At 70.3% G+C, this 15,712-nt stretch carries 10 protein-coding genes; 9 read left to right on the top strand and 1 reads right to left on the bottom strand.

The genetic code is table 11. From position 1 onward, the window contains the following. Positions 1-20: 20 nt before the first annotated feature. From PLE19_13680 to mutS, 9 genes are all read left to right on the top strand, one after another. Positions 21-1,613: an HDIG domain-containing protein gene (locus tag PLE19_13680; protein ID HPD15998.1), complete on the top strand. Its 1,593-nt coding sequence runs from the start codon at positions 21-23 to the stop codon at positions 1,611-1,613. Between the two features lie 10 nt (positions 1,614-1,623). Then, the gene (locus PLE19_13675) at positions 1,624-3,222 is read left to right on the top strand and encodes a hypothetical protein (protein HPD15997.1); all 1,599 of its coding nucleotides are present in this window, start codon (positions 1,624-1,626) and stop codon (positions 3,220-3,222) included. Between the two features lie 100 nt (positions 3,223-3,322). Further along, a complete protein-coding gene (locus PLE19_13670) occupies positions 3,323-5,239 on the top strand; it encodes an ABC transporter ATP-binding protein (GenBank protein HPD15996.1) in 1,917 nt (638 codons plus the stop codon). A gap of 234 nt (positions 5,240-5,473) precedes the next feature. Further along, positions 5,474-6,730: a glutamate-5-semialdehyde dehydrogenase gene (locus PLE19_13665; protein HPD15995.1), complete on the top strand. Its 1,257-nt coding sequence runs from the start codon at positions 5,474-5,476 to the stop codon at positions 6,728-6,730. Positions 6,731-6,814: 84 nt separating this feature from the next. Next, a complete protein-coding gene (locus tag PLE19_13660) occupies positions 6,815-7,501 on the top strand; it encodes a hypothetical protein (GenBank protein HPD15994.1) in 687 nt (228 codons plus the stop codon). Positions 7,502-7,558: 57 nt separating this feature from the next. After that, a complete protein-coding gene (locus PLE19_13655) occupies positions 7,559-9,187 on the top strand; it encodes a PEGA domain-containing protein (GenBank protein ID HPD15993.1) in 1,629 nt (542 codons plus the stop codon). A gap of 142 nt (positions 9,188-9,329) precedes the next feature. Then, complete coding sequence (locus tag PLE19_13650; protein ID HPD15992.1) at positions 9,330-10,178, top strand: hypothetical protein; 849 nt, start codon at positions 9,330-9,332, stop codon at positions 10,176-10,178. Between the two features lie 152 nt (positions 10,179-10,330). Next, positions 10,331-11,587: an FHA domain-containing serine/threonine-protein kinase gene (locus PLE19_13645; protein HPD15991.1), complete on the top strand. Its 1,257-nt coding sequence runs from the start codon at positions 10,331-10,333 to the stop codon at positions 11,585-11,587. Positions 11,588-11,729: 142 nt separating this feature from the next. Beyond that, positions 11,730-14,408 carry a DNA mismatch repair protein MutS gene (gene mutS / locus PLE19_13640; protein HPD15990.1) on the top strand — a complete coding sequence of 893 codons (2,679 nt, stop codon included), beginning with the start codon at positions 11,730-11,732 and terminating at the stop codon, positions 14,406-14,408. 197 nt (positions 14,409-14,605) lie between these two features. Here mutS and PLE19_13635 read toward each other — a convergent pair whose 3' ends face one another. Then, positions 14,606-15,337 (bottom strand): ThuA domain-containing protein, encoded by a 732-nt coding sequence (locus PLE19_13635; protein HPD15989.1) that lies wholly within the window; start codon positions 15,335-15,337, stop codon positions 14,606-14,608. Positions 15,338-15,712 lie beyond the last annotated feature (375 nt).

Genomic DNA, 15,712 nt, shown 5'->3' with positions numbered 1-15,712 from the left:
CCGGCGCAAGGAGCCAGGGAGTGGCCAGAAGGATCTCCCGCCGCCGCAGGAAGCTGCTCGAGCGCGTGGGCGCTGGGCCCCGCGGCCGGTTGCGGCAGGCCCTGCGCCCGGCGATGGCGCTGGCCGAGTGGCTCCTCGGGGCGGCCTTCGTAGCCTCCATGGTGTTCGCGTTGGACTACGCCACCGTGGCGCAGGCCCTGCGCGGGCGCGCGGAGGCGGGCCTCCTCCAGCGCCTCCTGGGCCTGCTCGTGCTCGTGGGCGGCCTGACGACGCTGGGGCTCGTGTATCTCGCGCGCTTCCAGCAGCGCCTTGTGAGCACGCGGGGCCAGTTGCTGGCCTTCGGCGCCTGCTGCCTTGCGTGTGTGGCGGCGGCCAAGGGGCTTCTCGCGCTCGACGCCCAGGTGGCGGCGCCGTCGCGCAGCCTGGTGTACCTGACCCCGCTCTCGGCTTTCACCATCCTGTTCGCCGTCGTTTACGGCCAGCGCGAGGCCGTGTCGGCCGGCATCATCCTGGCCATGCTCGTCGGCCTCGCCGTCTACATCTCGCCGCTGCACGGGGGCGCGGGCACGGGCAACGGGGCGGCGGGCGCCGAGCCCCTCGCCGTGGTGGCGGTGCTGATGTCGGGCGCGCTGGTCGCTGCGCTGGCCTCGCGCACGATCCGCACGCGCCTGAAGCTCCTCAAGGTCGGGCTCATCGTGGGACTCCTCCAGGCCGGCCTCTTGTTTAGCGTGCACCTGCTTCGCGGGCGCCTGCGCTTCGATCAGCCGCCGCCCATCGAGGTGCTCTGGGGTCTTCTCAACGGGGTCGGTGTGGGCGCGATCATGACCACCCTGCTCCCGCTCATCGAGCTGGCCCTCAACGTGGTCACCGACATCCGTCTCCTGGAGCTCACCGATCAGGACCAGCCGCTCCTGCGCAGCCTGGTCACGCTCGCACCGAGCACCGACAACCATTCGCGCCGGGTGGCCCGCCTTGCCGAGGCCGCGGCCGACGCCATCGGCGCCAACAGCCTTCTCGCGCTCGTGGGCGCCTACTACCATGACATCGGCAAGGTCACCAAGCCCGAGTACTACATCGAGAACCAGATGGGCGGCGAGAACCCGCACGACGCTCTCCGCCCGTCCATGAGTTCGCTCATCATCGCCAGCCACGTCAAGGATGGCGTAGAACTCGCCACCGAGGCGAAGCTGCCGCGGCCCGTGGTGGACATCATCGAGCAGCACCACGGCACGTCGGCCATCGAGTTCTTCTACGACCGCTATCTCCAGCAGACGGGCGACAAGGCAGTGCTGGACGCGAGTTTCTTCCGTTACCCGGGCCCGAAGCCGGCGACCAAAGAGGCTGCCATCGTGATGATCGCCGATGTCGTCGAGGCCGCCTCGCGCTCGCTGAGCGAGCCGGTGCCCTCGCGCATCGAGGCCCTCGTGAAGCGGATCACCGCCGCCAAGCTGCTCGACGGCCAGCTCGAGGATTCGCTCCTCACCCTGAGCGAGGTGCGTCTCATCGAGCAGAGCCTGTTCCGCGTCCTGTGCTCCATGTACCACGCCCGCATTGACTACCCCACCCCGCGCCCCGAGCGGATCGGCGCGCGGCCCCGACGCTCCCCGCGCTGAGGCGCTCGCGATGCCCGGCTCTGCACGACCTGGCGCCGTCTGGCTCGCCATTGTGGCGGTGGCCGTTGCCATGGCGGTGCCGCTGGCGGTCAACCCTCGCCTCCATCTGCGCGGCGACGGGCTGAGCAATGCCGCCATCGCGCAGGCCATCCTGCGTCACGGCCTGCCGCCGCCCGACCCCTACCTCGCGGGCCAACCGCTGCACTACCACTGGGCCTACAATGCAGCGGCGGTGGGTGTTGCCGCCTTGCTGGGTCTGGACCCGCTGGCCGTGATGGTCTGGTCCGGCCCCCTATCGCTTGCGGCGCTCCTGGCCGGCGTCGTGTGGCTCTCCCGGCATCTTGCCGGGGGCCGGCTCGGCGGGAGCCAGGCGGTGCTGGCCGTGTTCCTGGCCACGTTCGCCCTGAACGGCTGGGGCTGGCTCGCGCTGCTGGGACGTGCGGCTGTGGCGGGAGCCTCGCTCGAAGCGGCGTTGAATCAGGGCGTGCACGCCTACCTGCGGTCCGTGGTGGCGGGCTACAGCGATCTGCTGGGTTTCCTGGCGACCAAGGCCCTTGTCGCCACGTCGTTCGCCTGGAACATGGCATTCGGGATGCTCGCCTTGGCGGCCCTCGTGGCGTGGCTGGAGGGGGGCCGGTGGCGCCACGCGGCCGGCTTCGCCGTGGCGGCGGCGCTGGCCGCCTACGCGAACCTCTTTGTCGGCGCGCTGCTGCTCGCGCTGGTTGGTGCCGGAATGGCCGCCTTGGCCGTCGCGTGCCGCCGGCGGAGAGAGCCCGAGCAGGCCCGCCGCCCGCTCATCGCGCTGGCGATGGCGGTGGCAGCGGGTCTGGCCGTGGCTCCCTATGTCTGGGTCACCACGGCCGGCCCGATGGCGCGCGAGAGTCTCCTGCGTGTGGCCGCGCCCGACGAGGCGCACGTTCTCGGCCTCGGCGTCGGCCTGTTGCCGCTCTGGGTCGCTGCTGCACTGGCGGGGCGCCTCAGGCCGCACGGCCCGATCGAGCGACTCGTGGCCTTTGTCGGCATCGGGTTCGCTGCGGTATTCCTCCTGACGCGGGTGGTGGACGAGGTGGAGATCAAGCTCGGCTTCGTCGTCGCCGTGATGCTGGCCGCCTGGGTCGCGGGCAGGGCAGGGGGGGAGCTGGCCCCGCGCCGCCGTCGGCTGTTGTGGCTGCTGGCATGGAGTTGCGTGCCAACGACGGTGCTCGGCCTCGTGGCCTATGCGCGCGCCCCTGAACCGGCCCGCGCCACGCCCGACGAGGTGGCCGTGCTCGAGCGCATTCGCCGCGAGGCACCGCTCGACGCCGTGGTCGTGTGGGCCGACGAGCGCGCCACCCTGGTCCCGCCCATCGCCTGGCGCGACCTCTACGTGCCGGGCATCCTCGGCTTTCATCGCGCGGCTCGGTGCGACAGGGCCCTGTGGCGGCGCCGCTGGGACCTCATGCAGCGGATGCGCGCCGAGGGCAATGAGATCGAGGTTCTGACAGCGATCCACAGGGAGTTGCGTCGGCCCATCGTCCTCATCACCCGCGGTGGCACGCCGAGCCCTGCCCCCGCTCTTCGGCTGCTCGGGGAGGCCGGCGAACTGCGAGCCTGGCGGTTCGAGCCCTGAGGCATCCCGCTCGCCGCCGATGCTGCGGCGGGAGAGCGAGGCGGTTGACGGGGCCGCCGGGCAAGACTATACTGCCTCGGCGACGCAGAGAGGATGGACGATGGAAGGCGGCTGGCGAAGCTCGCTGAGCACCGTGGGCGGGCTGACTCGCACGTATGGGCTTCAGCAGCACTTCACGAAGGACGGGGTGGAGGGCCCGCCGCCGCGCCTGACGCGCGCCCGGCTGCGCCGCATCGGGCGCTACTTCGCCCGCTACTGGGGCCTGTGGGCCGTAGTGCTCGGGTGCATCGCGGTCACGGCCGGCCTCAACGTGCTCCCGCCCTTCTGCGTCAGCCAGATACTCGACCGCGCGATTCCCCGCCGCGACGTGGGGCTCCTCAGCCTCCTCGCGGGCGCGATGGTGGGCCTCGCCGTCATTACCGGGCTGATCGGCGTTCTCCAGCAATCGCTCACGGCTCGGGCGGGGCAGGGCATCCTGTTCGACCTCCGCAACGAGCTCTACCGCCACCTCCAGCAGCTCTCGCTGCGCTTCTACACGGCCACGCGGTCGGGCGAGATCGTCGCACGCATCAACAACGACGTCAACGCCGTGCAGGGCGTGGCCACGGGCACCCTGGTGGCGATTGCGGGCAACGTGGCCACCCTGGTGGCGACGTGCATCGCGCTGCTCTCGATGAGCTGGCGCCTGGCGGTGGTGGCCGTGCTCGTGGTGCCGGCGTTCTATCTGCCGTCGAAGATCGTCGGCTCCATCCGCCGGCGGCTGTCGGCTGAGGCCCAGGAGAGCCAGGCGGCGCTTCTGGCCTTCATCCAGGAGCGGCTGCACGTGAGCGGCGCCATCCTCACCCGCATCTTCGGCCAGCGCGAGCCCGACGCCCGGGCCTTCGCCGACCAGAGCGCCCGCGTGCGCGACCTCAACATCCGCCAGACCGTGGTCGGGCGCTGGCTCTTCATGATCCTCAGCGTCTTCAGTGCGATGGGGCCGGCGCTCGTCTTCTGGTTCGGCGGCTACCAGGTGATGCGGCAGGAACTCACTGCCGGCCTCCTTGTCGCCTTCGCCGCGCTCCTCACGCTCCTCTATCGGCCCGTGGTCCAGCTCGCCTCCGTCTACGTGGACCTCCAGGGCGCCGTCGCCGTCTTCGACCGCATCTTCGACTACCTGGATATCGAGCCCGACGTTCGTGACAAGCCGGGGGCGAAGTCCCTGGACCGCACGTCGGGGCACATCGTCTTCGAGGGCGTGAGCTTCACGTATCCTCCGCTGCCCAGCCCGGCCGGCGAGGCCGCGAACGGCCCGGAGCCCGCGGCGCGGGCGCCCGAGCCCTTCGCCCTGCGCGACGTGAGCTTCGAGATCGCTCCGGGCCAGCAGGTGGCCCTCGTGGGGCCCAGCGGCTCGGGCAAGACCACCCTCACCTATCTCCTGCTGCGCCTCTACGACCCCGCCGCAGGCCGCATCACGCTGGACGGCCACGACCTGCGCGACCTCACCCAGGACAGCCTCCGGCGCCACATGGGCATGGTGACCCAGGAGACGTTTCTCTTCCACGCCAGCGTGCGCGAGAACCTGCTCTACGCCCGGCCCGAGGCGACGGAGGCCGACCTCGTGGCCGCGTGCCGCGCGGCGAACATTCATGACTTCATCGCCGCCCTGCCCGAGGGCTACCACACGGTGGTGGGCGAGCGCGGCTTCCGCCTCTCGGGCGGCGAGAAGCAGCGGCTCGCCATCGCTCGCACGCTGCTCACCAACCCGCCCATCCTCATCCTCGACGAGGCGACGAGCAGCCTCGACGCCGCCTCCGAGGCCCTCATCCAGGACGCGCTGGCGCAGTTGCTGCGGGGGCGCACGTCGCTCATCATCGCCCATCGCCTCTCCACCATCCTCAGCTCGCACAAGATCGTCGTAATGGACGCGGGACGTGTGGTGGAGCAGGGGGGGCACCAGGAGCTTCTCGCCCGCCACGGCCTCTACGCCCGGCTCTTCGAGCAGCAGTTCGCCAAGGTGCTCGGCCAGGGGAATTGACCCGGGACGAGGGGGTGGGATGCGACTTGCCTGCGGGCCGGGTGGACATGATGGACATTGTGGACACTGTGGACGCCCAAGAGCTCATCCTCTCAGGCATCGTCCACCCAGTCCACCATGTCAACGTTGTCCACATTGTCGTACCCTCCTTCCCTTCTTGGACAACTCGCCCGCCGGCGGCTATAATCAGTACTGAACCACCGCACACGCTGTCCCGACGAGGAGCCGCGCCCGATGGACACCCGCGAGAGCATTCGCGCGCTGGCCGCGCGCGTGAAATCGGCCGCCCGGCAACTGGCCGTCGCATCGTCCGCTGCCAAGGATAGAGCCCTGCGGGCGATGGCCGGCGGCCTGGAGGCCAAGGCCGCCTGGCTGAAGGCCGAAAACGCCAAGGACCTGGCAGCGGGCGAGGCGGCGGGCCTCTCGGCCGCACTGCTCGACCGCCTGCGCCTGAACGACAAGCGCATCGCCGCCATGGCCGAGGGCCTGCGCCAGGTGGCTGCGCTGCCCGACCCCGTGGGGGCCATCATCGGCGGCAGCGTGCGGCCCAACGGCCTGCGCATCGCCAAGGTGCGCGTGCCGCTCGGTGTCATCGCGATCATCTACGAGAGCCGGCCCAACGTCACCGCCGATGCGGCCGGCCTGTGTCTCAAGGCCGGCAACGGCGTGATCCTGCGCGGCGGCAAGGAGGCGTTGGCCTCCAACGTGGCCATCTGGCGCGTGCTTCAGGAGGGCCTGGGGACGGCCGGCCTGCCCGCCGAGGCGGTGGCGCTCGTCGAGACCACCGACCGCGCCGCCGTGGACGCGCTGATCACCGCCGATGGGCTGGTGGACGTGGTGATTCCCCGCGGGGGCGAAGGGCTGATCCGCCGCGTGGTCGAGGGGGCGACCATTCCCGTCATCAAGCACTACAAAGGCGTTTGCCACGTGTATGTGGACGCCTCGGCCGACCTGGCGATGGCCGAGGAGATCTGCCTCAACGCCAAGTGCCAGCGGCCCGCCACGTGCAACGCGATGGAGACGCTGCTTGTCCACGGGGCAATCGCCCAGCGCTTTCTGCCGGCCGTGTGCCGCCGGTTCGCCGAGGCGAAGGTGGAACTTCGCGGCTGCGAGCGCACCCGCGCCCTCGTGCCCGGCCTCAAGGCGGCCACTGAGGACGACTGGTATGCCGAATACCTGGACCTGATCCTGGCCGTGCGCGTGGTGGACTCGACCGAGGCGGCGATGGAGCACATCGCCCGCTACGGGTCGGCGCACTCGGACGCCATTGTGACGACCGACGTGCGCGAGGCCGACAAGTTCGTGCAGGGGGTGGATTCGGCGGCCGTCTACGTGAACGCCTCGACGCGGTTCACCGACGGCTTCGAGTTCGGCCTGGGGGCCGAGATCGGCATCTCGACCGACAAGCTGCACGCCCGCGGGCCGATGGGCCTCGAGGAACTCACGAGCTACAAGTTCGTCGTTCACGGCAGCGGGCAGCTACGCCAGTAGGTGCCAGGCCCGTCCGCCTTGACTCCCCGTCGGGCCGCTGCTATATTGGCCCTGAGGGAAGAAAGCGCCCAAAGGAGCCAAGGAATGAGGTCGAGGCTGAGGCGAGTGGTTCTGTGCGCGACGCTGGCCGGCCTGAGCGTTCTGTGCGCATCGTGCTCGCAGGACGAATCGCCCGATGCCGCCAAGGGCCGCGTGGCCAGCCCCAAGCCGGGCGCACCCAAGGCAGGCGGCGTGGAGTTCGCCGACAACTTCCAGCGCATCCGCATCGAGGCCGAGGACGCCGTCCAGATCGAATCCGACGACGCCCTTCCGGGCGTCGGCGGCAAGGTCATGCGGATCGTGGAGGACCCCGAGGCCTCCGGCGGCAAGTGCATCTTCATCCCCGACAAGGCCGGCGTGCCCGACCCCGACCCGAGCCTGGGCGTTCCGCCCAAGTTCGCCCGGGCCGTCTACAAGTTCAAGGTGGCCGTCGCCGGCAACTACACGTTCTGGATCCGGCGCAAGTGGTACGACTCGTGCGGCGACACGCTGTTCGTGCGCTTCGACCAGGTGGGGCGTCCGCACACCGAGGGGTTCATTGTGGGCGGCTCGGACAGCAAGCCGGTCCGCTGGGCCTGGAGTTCCGTGGTTGAAGGAGGCCAGCCACACCGGTTCTTCCTGGCCGCCGGTGAGCACACGCTGGAGATCCTGAACCGCGAGGACGGGCCTCGCTTCGACGTCATCCTGCTGACCGACGACCCCGACTACGTGCCGCAGGGCCTCGAGCCGTAGCCTGGGGCCGCCGGGCTCGCGGGCGCGACGGGGGGACCTGCTGCGACGGGACCAGCCATGGCGGTGCAACTGCGCATCCTGGACGGGCCGCAGGCGGGCGCCTCGATGGAGTTGCGCGAGGGGCGCCGCGTGCTGCTCGGCCGCGGCGACGGCAGCGACTTCCGCATCCTGGACAGTTGGGCCTCGCGCCTCCACTGCGCCATCACGTGCCGGCCCGACGGGATCTTCGTCGAGGACCTCCACACCAAGAACGGCACGTACGTCAACGGCAAGCAGGTGGACAAGGCCCGGCTCCCCGATGGCTCGCTGGTGCAGATCGGCACCACGACGGTGCAGGTGCTGGTGCAGCCCACGCGCCGCACGGTGGTGGCCGCCGGCGCCCTGCCGCTGCGGCGCCGGGCGCTGCGCGCCGCGATGGCCGTCCTGGCCCTGGCAGCCCTGGCGGCCGGGGTCGCCTTCGGCGCACTGTTCTTCTTCGGCCCCGGCCGAAGCGCGGCGGTGCCCCAAGGCAAGGGCGTGAGCTGGGACACCTCGAAGAAGGAGGGCGGGTTCAGCCTGTTCGGCCTGGTGCCCGGGCGGGCCTCGCTGGAGATCACCTCGGAGCCCAGCGGCGCCAGCGTGTTCATCAACGACGAGTTCCGCGGCCCCACCCCCCTTCAGAACCTCGAAGTGCCCACGGGAGAACACGTGCTGCGCATCCAGAAGGCCGGCTACGAGGTCTACCGCACGGCCCTCAAGGTCGGCTCGCGCGGCGCCGGACCGGTCCACGCCGTCCTGCGGGTCGCCGAACGCGGCATCCTGGTGGTACGCTCCAGGCCCGAAGGCGCCTCGGTGCACCTCGACGGCGAGTACCGCGGCAACACCCCGCTCCGGCTCGAGGACCTCGAGCCGCAGACCTACAGCCTGCGCCTGAGCAAGACCAACTTCGCCGACTGGCACCAGGAGGTCACCGTGCCGCCCCGCGACACGGCCACGGTCGAGGCCACGCTCGGGCACCGCGAGGTGGGCTACTATGAGGCCGAGCTGAAGAAGGACCCGAACAATGTGGCCTACCACGCCGAGGTGGCGCACCTGTACCTGCTCGAGCACAAGATTGACGCCTGCATGGAGCACCTGGCTCAGGCCATCGAGATCACGATCGCCGAGCGCGATACCTCGCAGCCCGAGCCGTACGCCGCGCGCCTCGTGCAACTCCTGGCGAAGATCTACTTCAACGACCACTTCACCTATGGCGACGCGGCCTTCGTGAGCACGCTTCAGGACCGGATTGATGCGACGCTGGCCGGCCTGGCGGCGGAGCACCTCGACAGCAGCTTCATCCGGTCCACCATCGCCTCCCTTTACAAGCGAGCCGGCACGTCGGTGCAGGAGAAGGCCGCGGCCTACGAGGCCAAGGCCAAGGCGGCCCCCGGCGATCTGGCGCCGACGCTGGGCGCCGTGGGCTTCCTGCTGCTGGCCGGCGAGCCCGCCCGGGCCGAGGCGCTGCTCCAGGCCGCGTGCAAGGCGAACCCTGACGATCCCCGGCCCTACGTGGCCACCGGGCGCTTCTACCTTGGGGCCCGGCGCCGCGGCGTGAGCGGAGCGCGCGAGAAGGCCATCCAGGCCCTCAACGCCGCCTTGCAGCGCTGCAAGGACGAGGAACTGAAGGCCGAGATCCGCCGCCTCCTGGGCAAGGCCACCGGCTGATGCGCGGGAATCCCGCCCGGGATGCTGGACATTGCGATTGCGATTGGTATAATGGGCGTGCCCGACCCGGGCTCGCACGGCACGGGGGGCGGAGAATCCCAAGGCAGGTCCCTTCAACCGGTGTTTGGGAAAGGAGCGCGGGATGTTGCGAGCATGTCTGGCGGTTGTGCTCACACTGGCCGTCGTCATGGTCGGCTGCACGGGGGGCCCCGGCGCCTCTGCGGTCAAGAAGGCCCCCGGCACCGTAGAAGTGCGGGTGCCCGTGGCCGAGAAGAAGGCCCCGGAGGTCAAGGTGGAGCCCAAGGCGGCCCCCGTGCCCGAGGTGAAGCCCGCCCCGGTGCCCGAGGTGAAGCCTGAGCCCAAGCCGGTCGTGGCGCCGGAGGCGAAGCCGGAGCCTAAGCCTAAGGCCGCCCTCAAGGAGCTCAAGCCCGGCCTGTTCGCCCTCGACCTCTCGGCCCTCTACAACAACGACGGCATCACGGGCGAGGACGATCGCAAGGACTCCGATTTCGACCAGTGGAAGCAGTCGTTCCCCGCTGAGAACCTGCCCAACGCCGGCACCTTCGAGCCCAAGGATGTGAAGACGGCCTTCGACTTCCCTGCGAAGGAGAAGGGCAAGAAGAACAACGTGGCCTGCGCGGGGCAGACCATCGCCCTCGATGGCAAGGCCAAGGAACTGCATCTGCTCGTGACGGCCACCGATGCCGATCAGCAGGAGAAGATCACGATCAACTACGCCGACGGCGCCGTGCAGGCCGACCTGAAGGTGACCGACTGGTGCAAAGACGCGCAGTTCGGCGAGAAGATCGGCGTGGAGAGCGCCCAGCGAGTCGCCGTGGACTCCGAGGGCAAGGGCGAGTTCGCCAAGGAAGACAAGAAGTGCCGCATCTGGGTGGTGGCGATCCCCCTCGATGCGAACCGCGAGCTGAAGTCCATCAAGCTGCCCTTCTGCTCGCTGATCCATGTCTTTGCCGCGACAATCGCCCGGTAACCGCGGCTGCCGGACGCCAGTGGCCCACAACCGGAGGGCTCTCGCCGCGCCGGCCCGCCAGGAGCGGGTCGGCGCGGCATCCCCCGCGCCAGCCGCCACCGGCTCCGACGCTGCCGGTGCTTCGTTCACCCTGGTTGGGAGCCTGTGCCGCCTTGCGAGCCGCGATCATCCTCCTCAAGGACGACAAGCCGGTCAGCCAGTTCGCTGCCGACGGGGAGAAGCCGGTCACCATCGGCCGCAGCGCCGATTGCGTCATCCAGATTCACGACAGCAAGATCTCGCGTCTGCATTGCGAGGTGCGCACCACGCCCGATGGCTGCTTCGTGCGCGACCTGGGCTCGAAGAATGGCACTTTCGTGAACGGAGCGCGCATCAGCGAGGCGCGCCTCAGGGACGGTGACCGCCTCCAGGTGGGCCTCGCCCAGCTCCTGTTCCGCTGCGAGGCGCCGCCGGTGGAGGAGCCGCAGAGCGTTCCCCCGCATCTGTGCGCCTCGTGCGGCAAGATGGTTCCCCTCGACGCGCTGCTTACGGCCCGCCAGACGCAGACCCGCGTCTACTGCGCCGCCTGCGTGAGCGGCTGCCCACTGCTCGGGCAGGTGATCGGCCGCTACGAGATCGTGCAACTCCTCGGCAAGGGCAGCATCGGGGCCGTCTACAAGGCCGACCAGCTCTCGATGGGGCGGCTCGTGGCGCTCAAGATCCTGCATGACGAGTTGACGGCCGACCCCGAGGCCGTGGCGCGTTTCCTGCGCGACGCGCGCACCAGCGGCCAGCTCTCGCACCCGAACATCATCCGTATCTACGACATGAACCGCGCCGATGGGCACACCTTCATCTCGATGGAGTACGCGCAGGGCGGCGACCTCGGCGCGCTCTTCGAGCGCCAGGGCCCGCTGCCCGTGCGCGACGTGGTGAACTACGCCATCGCCGCCGCCAGCGCCGTGGCCTATGCCCACAGCGCCGGCGTCGTCCACGGCGGCCTCAAGCCCAGCAACCTCCTCCTCACGCGCGACGGCATCCTCAAGGTGGCCGACATCGGCCTGGCCAGGAGCCTCGACGTGGCCGGCCTCACCACCGTGGTCAGGAACTGCGACGTGGTGGGCTCCGTGCGGTACGTGGCCCCCGAGTGCCTCGTGGCCAACGTGGCCGGCAACGCGCAGACGGACGTCTACGCCCTGGGCGTCACCTGCTTCCGCCTCTTGACGGGCGATTTCCCGTACCCCGTCGCCTCGCTGCCGGAACTCACCCGCACGGCTGGCACGCGAAAGCCCAAGTCGCTGCGGAGCCTCCGCGAGGACTGCCCGCACGACCTCGACGCCGCGATCGCCTGCGCGGTGGCCACCGACCCCGCGCGCCGGTTCCGCAGCGCCGACGAATTCCGCCACGCCCTCGAGGCCGTCAAGCACTGACCTGTCCGCCGCGAGACCCGAGCGGGGCGGGCGGCCCGTCCGGCCCTGCTCCCCGCGCCGGGCGGGCAGAGCGCAAACCCGCGGGATTTGACTCGACGCAGGCCCAACCTAGAATGGAGGGGGCCGAGAGTCGAGGAAGGCGATGGCCGAGACGAAGAAGCTCTTCGCGAACGACGACCTGCCCGAGGCCGCGACCCCGGCCATGCGGCAGTACGCCCGCTTCAAGAAAGAGCACCCGGGATCGGTGTTGCTCTTCCGCATGGGCGATTTCTATGAGACGTTCTTCGAGGACGCGAAGACGCTGTCGCGCGTGTGCGGCCTGACGCTCACCTCGCGCGCCCACGGCGAGAGCGCGGTGCCGCTGGCGGGCTTTCCCTACCACTCGATTGACACCTACCTCAAGCGCCTCATCGTGGCCGGCCACAAGGTGGCCGTGTGCGACCAGGTTCAGGACCCCCGCGAGGCCAAGGGCGTGGTGGACCGCGACGTGACGCGCGTGGTCACGCCCGGCACCCTCACCGAGGAGTCGCTGCTCGACGCCAAGGCGAACAACTTCCTCGCCGCCATCGCGCCCCTGGGCAAGCAGTGCGGCCTGGCGTGGGTGGACCTCTCGACGGGGCGGTTCCTGGTCCAGGAGGTCGAGCCGGGGCAACTGCTCGACGAGCTGGGCCGCGTGGGCGCCGCCGAGTGCCTCCTCCCCGACAGCCAGTACCGCACCGAGGACAGCGTGCTCGAGCCCCTGCGCCCGCTGCTCCACACGCACTGGACGCCGCGGCCCGACTGGGCCTTCGACCCCGCAAGCGGGCGCAAGGCGCTGCTCGAGCACTTCGGCGTGGCCTCGCTCGAGGGCTTCGGTTGCCAGGGCCTCAAGGCCGGGCTGGGCGCCGCCGGCGCCGTGCTGGACTACCTGGCCGAAACCCAGCGCGGCAGCCTGGGCAACCTCACGAGGCTCGAGCATTTCCTCCGCAGCGACTACCTGATCCTCGACAAGGCCACCCAGGCCAGCCTCGAGCTGGTGGAGACCCTGCGCACGCGGCGGGCCGACGCCACGCTGCTGCGCGTGCTCGACGCCACGGTGACCCCGATGGGCGGGCGCCTGTTCCGCCAGATGGTGCTCTATCCGCTCCGCGACGTCGCGCGCATCCGCCGGCGGCAGGAGGCCGTGGCCGAGCTGGTCGCCCAGCCGCTCCTGCGCGGCGAGCTGCGGACCATCCTGCGAAACGTCCACGACATCGAGCGCATCGCCTCCAAGATCGCCTACCGCCGCGCCAACCCGCGCGACGTGGTGGGGCTCAAGCAGTCGGCCAACGCCCTGCCCACGCTCAAGGGGCGCCTGGCCGCCTGCACCAGCCCGCATCTGGCCGAAATCCAGGCCCGCCTCGACACGCTCGACGACGTGCGCGACCTGATCGAGCGGAGCATCGTGGCGGACCCGCCCACGTCGCTGACCGACGGCGGCATCATCCGCAGCGGCTACCACGCGAAGCTCGACGAGGAACGCTCCATCGCCCGCGACGGCAAGAGCTGGCTCGCGCGCTTCCAGGCCGACGAGATCCGCCGCACGGGCATCGAGTCGCTCAAGGTCGGCTACAACCAGGTGTTCGGCTACTACATCGAGGTCACCCACGCCAACGCCGACAGGGTGCCGCCCGGCTACACGCGCAAGCAGACGCTCAAGAACGCCGAGCGCTACATCACGCCCGAGCTCAAGGAGTGGGAGGAGCGGATCGTGGGCGCCGACGAGCGGGCGAAGGAGCTGGAGCGCGACCTCTTCGTCGCGGTGCGCGACGAGATTGCGGGCCAGGTCGAGCGGCTCCAGCGCGTGGGCGCCCTGGTGGCGGAGATTGACGGCTTCGCGGCGCTCGCCCACGTGGCCGCCGAGCGCGGCTACTGCGCGCCCGAGATCGCCGACGACCTCACGCTGCGCATCGAGGAGGGGCGGCACCCCGTGCTCGAAGTGTCGCTCGAATCGGGCAAGTTCGTGCCCAACGACCTGCTGCTCGACGGCGACAAGAACCGCATGGCCGTGATCACGGGGCCGAACATGGCCGGCAAGTCCACCTACATTCGCCAGGCGGCGCTGCTGGTGCTCATGGCCCAGATGGGCAGCTTCATCCCCGCGAAGCGGGCGCACATCGGCGTGGCCGACCGCATTTTCACCCGCGTGGGCGCCAGCGACGAGTTGGCACGCGGCCAGAGCACGTTCATGGTCGAGATGATCGAGACCGCCAACATCCTCAACAACGCCACCGAGCGCAGCCTGCTCGTGCTCGACGAGGTGGGGCGGGGCACGAGCACTTTCGACGGCGTGTCCATCGCCTGGGCCGTGTGCGAGTTCCTGCACGAGCACGTGCGCGCGCGCACGCTCTTCGCCACCCACTACCACGAGCTCACCGAGCTGGCCCTCCTCCTCGACGGCGTCAGGAACTACAACGTCGCGGTCCGCGAGTGGAAGGACGAGATCATCTTCCTGCACAAGATCGTCGAGGGCGGCGCCGACAAGAGCTACGGCATCCACGTGGCTCGGCTGGCAGGCATTCCCCGCAAGGTCATCCAGCGGGCCAAAGTGATCCTCGGCAACCTCGAGGCCGCCTCGCTCACGCCCAACGACAAGCCGCGCTTCGCCCCTACGCTCGACGAGGTGGGCGCCCACCCCCGGGAGCTTCAGCTCACCCTCTTCGGCTCCCTGCACGCCGACACGATCGAGGAACTGAAGCGCCTCGATCTCGACAACCTCACCCCGCTGGACGCCTTGGCCGCCCTTCAGCGCTTCCAGCGCGACATCCTCCGGCGCGAATCGCAGGGCAAGCCCCGCAAGTAGCGCATTCGCCGTGGCAGGCCCGCCAGCCGTCGCTCCGCGTCAATGGGGGGAAACGAGGGGACTCTGTCCCGTGCCAAGGCGGCGCGGGGCGGCTCGGCGCCTTCCGCACGGCCCGTGGCTGAAGGGCTCCTGCGGGGGAGGGCCGCGCGGGGCAGGGCGCTCCTTCTGCCGGAAAGGGCGTTCTCCCCCGCCTCGCGTCATGGCTTGGGCTCGACCTTGCGGCGGGCGGCCCAGAAGAGGGCGTTGGTGAGCAGTTGGCGGAAGCTGGGTTCCTCGAAGTCGGCGGGGCCGCCCAGCGAGGTGTAGAAGATGCGCGCGCCCTTGTACTCGCGCACCCAGGCGGCCGGCTCGGCAGCGGCGGCCTGGGGCGTGCTGGCCGTCATCAGCAGCGTGGCGTCGGCGGCCAGGGGGGCGGTCTTGTAGAGGCTGTAATCGGATTCGAAGCCCTTCACGCCCTCGAGCACGGGGTGGCCCTTGGCGTCGGGGTGGAGGGCCACGGTCTGCCTCGCGCCGCTGCCGTAGTGGCCCTTGTAGTTGCCGCCGAAGACCTCCCGGTCGAGCTCGAGCCAGGTCTGGATGGCGTGGCTGGCGGTGCGGATGCCGACGATGGGCCTGCCGGCGAGGCAGTACTTCCTGAAGCGCTCGAGCTGGTCGCCTCCCAGCTTGATGCGGCGGGTGAAGAGCAGCATCACATCGCAGGCGTCGAGGGCCTCGAGGCCGGGGATCTCGTTCTCGCCCTGGGCCTGGAGCACGGTGGCCTTGACGTTGAAGGCCGCCTCCAGGCGGCGGGCGAAGGCGGGGAGCGATTCGTCCGACTTGTACTCGCCCGAGCCCGAGAGCATCACGACCCTCAGCGGGGCCTCTGCTGCCCGGGCAGTGCTCATAGCGGCGGCAACGACGACAGCGGCCAGTGCCCGCGGGAATCGCATGGTCGTTCTCCTTCCTGCTTGCGGCCTCCCGCCTCCCACGATAGGGTGCGAGGCCCGGAATGTCAACCCGAGGCTTGCGGGTGTGGGCCGGAATTGCAGGCACGGTGGTTCTCTCTGGCGCCGGAAGGGCTCGCCTGGGCTATCCCAGGGCAGCGCCCTCGTCTTCTCCCATACGTGAGGGCCTTGCAGCCCGCGAACGCGGGCGACCGGGCCGTAGCCCAGGGCGACCGAAGGGAGCCCTGGGACGGACGTCCCCGCCCGTCCAAGCCCCCGAAGGGGGCGTTTCACGCCTTGAATCGCCCCCCTTCGGGGGCTCATCCGTGGGGCCGCCTCTCCCCAGGGCTCCCTTCGGTCGCCCTGGGCTACGGCTCAAAC

This window comes from Planctomycetota bacterium, assembly GCA_035384565.1.
Classification (GTDB): Bacteria; Planctomycetota; PUPC01; order DSUN01; family DSUN01; genus DAOOIT01.
This window is presented reverse-complemented; position numbering and strand designations above follow the sequence as displayed.

Coding starts and splice junctions, on each gene's coding strand:
- mutS (HPD15990.1), top strand. CDS start 11,730: ATGGCCGAGACGAAGAAGCTCTTCGCGAACGACGACCTGCCCGAGGCC.
- PLE19_13670 (HPD15996.1), top strand. CDS start 3,323: ATGGAAGGCGGCTGGCGAAGCTCGCTGAGCACCGTGGGCGGGCTGACT.
- PLE19_13675 (HPD15997.1), top strand. CDS start 1,624: ATGCCCGGCTCTGCACGACCTGGCGCCGTCTGGCTCGCCATTGTGGCG.
- PLE19_13660 (HPD15994.1), top strand. CDS start 6,815: ATGAGGTCGAGGCTGAGGCGAGTGGTTCTGTGCGCGACGCTGGCCGGC.
- PLE19_13655 (HPD15993.1), top strand. CDS start 7,559: ATGGCGGTGCAACTGCGCATCCTGGACGGGCCGCAGGCGGGCGCCTCG.
- PLE19_13665 (HPD15995.1), top strand. CDS start 5,474: ATGGACACCCGCGAGAGCATTCGCGCGCTGGCCGCGCGCGTGAAATCG.
- PLE19_13635 (HPD15989.1), bottom strand. CDS start 15,337: ATGCGATTCCCGCGGGCACTGGCCGCTGTCGTCGTTGCCGCCGCTATG.
- PLE19_13650 (HPD15992.1), top strand. CDS start 9,330: ATGTTGCGAGCATGTCTGGCGGTTGTGCTCACACTGGCCGTCGTCATG.